At 42.0% G+C, this 1859-nt stretch carries 3 protein-coding genes; 2 read left to right on the forward strand and 1 reads right to left on the reverse strand.

Annotation, left to right across the window (positions count from 1 at the left end):
- Nucleotides 1-1124: NADPH-dependent assimilatory sulfite reductase hemoprotein subunit (locus AC1DRF_RS25600; protein ID WP_477742029.1), on the forward strand; the 1124-nt coding region annotated here is incomplete at its 5' end.
- Between the two features lie 51 nt (nucleotides 1125-1175).
- On the opposite strand, the gene AC1DRF_RS25605 is transcribed toward AC1DRF_RS25600, so the two are convergent.
- A complete protein-coding gene (locus tag AC1DRF_RS25605; RefSeq protein WP_427075985.1) occupies nucleotides 1176-1442 on the reverse strand; it encodes a hypothetical protein in 267 nt (88 codons plus the stop codon).
- Between the two features lie 197 nt (nucleotides 1443-1639).
- Between AC1DRF_RS25605 and AC1DRF_RS25610 the strand changes: the two genes are divergently transcribed.
- On the forward strand, nucleotides 1640-1859 hold a 220-nt coding region (locus AC1DRF_RS25610), incomplete at its 3' end, for an SDR family NAD(P)-dependent oxidoreductase (RefSeq protein WP_477742030.1).

The following is a 1859-nucleotide window of genomic DNA, read 5'->3' on the forward strand; positions in this document are numbered from 1 at the left end:
AAGTAGAAGAAGAAGTGGAACCAATGTATGGTCCGCTCTATTTGCCAAGAAAGTTCAAAATTGGCGTAGCTGTTCCACCGTCTAACGATATTGACGTGTATTCACAAGACCTTGGCTTTATTGCCATTTTAGAAGACGAGAAACTTGTTGGTTTTAACGTAGCAATCGGCGGCGGTATGGGTATGACGCACGGAGATAAAGCAACTTACCCTCAGCTTGCAAAAGTGATTGGGTTCTGTCGACCTGATCAAATTCTAGAAGTAGCTGAAAAAATCATTACGATTCAACGTGATTATGGAAACCGCTCTGTACGTAAAAACGCGCGTTTTAAATACACGGTTGATCGTCTTGGATTAGAAACGGTAAAAGAAGAGCTTGAAAATCGTCTGGGCTGGAGCTTAGACGAAGCAAAATCTTATCACTTTGATCATAACGGCGACCGCTACGGCTGGGAAAAAGGTGTAAAAGGAAAATGGCACTTTACTCTTTTTGTTCAAGGCGGACGTATTGCTGACTTTGAAGACTATAAGCTTATGACGGGTCTTCGTGAAATTGCAAAAGTTCATAGCGGTGATTTCCGTTTAACGGCCAATCAAAATTTAATTATCGCGAACGTATCAACTGAAAAGAAAAAACAAATTAGTGATCTCATCGAACAATATGGATTAACTGACGGCAAGCATTATTCGGCTCTTCGCCGCAGCTCATTAGCTTGTGTATCGCTTCCAACATGCGGGCTTGCGATGGCAGAAGCTGAGCGTTATCTCCCAGTTCTTCTTGAGAAAATTGAAGCAATTGTAGATGAAAACGGCCTTCGCGATAAAGAAATTACCATTCGTATGACGGGCTGTCCTAACGGCTGTGCACGTCCTGCTTTAGGTGAAATTGCTTTTATCGGTAAAGCGCCGGGTAAATACAATATGTATCTTGGAGCAGCATTTGATGGCAGCCGCTTAAGTAAAATGTACCGTGAAAATATCAGTGAAGAAGAAATTTTAAACGAACTGCGCGTCTTGCTTCCTCGCTATGCAAAAGAGAGAGAAGAAGGCGAGCACTTTGGTGACTTTGTCATTCGCGCTGGTGTAATCGAAGCTGTAACAGACGGCACGAATTTCCACGCATAATACGTATCAAGGGACCTTTCTAAACTTACAGAAAGGTCCCTTTTTTCTATTTTAATACTCTCTAACAAATACAGCTACTCCAAATACTCCTAATCTTTCAGCAGTAATTTGTTCAAAGCCGTTATCAAGCAAACAATGTGCTGCACTTCGGTAGCGCTGACCTTGAGCTAACAAGCGTCCACAAGGCTTTGCGCTGCCGATTATTGTTGCTTCTACGACAGTACGAGGAGCTTGTCTATCCAAAGGATTTCGCTCCCACAGAATTGTCACCACATCCGGAGGACGTGGGATAGATACATTACCTGTGTGTTCATGCATAGCTATCACCTCCTTACACTATAGTAAATGCAAAAAATGACAAACTGCTTGTACACACGCTGATTTTTATTAAAAAAGCGTTCACCTATGCCTAACTCGGCTAATTTCATAGCAATGAGGTGACTAATAGAAGCGGATGGTATAAAAAAGAATGCTATAATGTAAAAGAAAGGAACTTTTATCAAGGAGGGAGAAACATGCAGCAAAAACGAGTAGCGGTTATTACAGGAGGAGCAAGCGGAATTGGCAAAGAAACTGCCTTAAAGTTTGCGCAAAAAGGAGACGCGGTGGTCATTGCTGATTATGATAAAGGGAAAGGAAAAGATACCCTTCAAAAAATTGAAGAAGCTGGAGGGAGCGCTTTATTTGTGCAAACGGACGTCACAAAGTTTGAAGAAGTGGAAGCACTGATTGAAG

The sequence above is a fragment of the Priestia sp. P5_B4 genome (assembly GCF_056400385.1).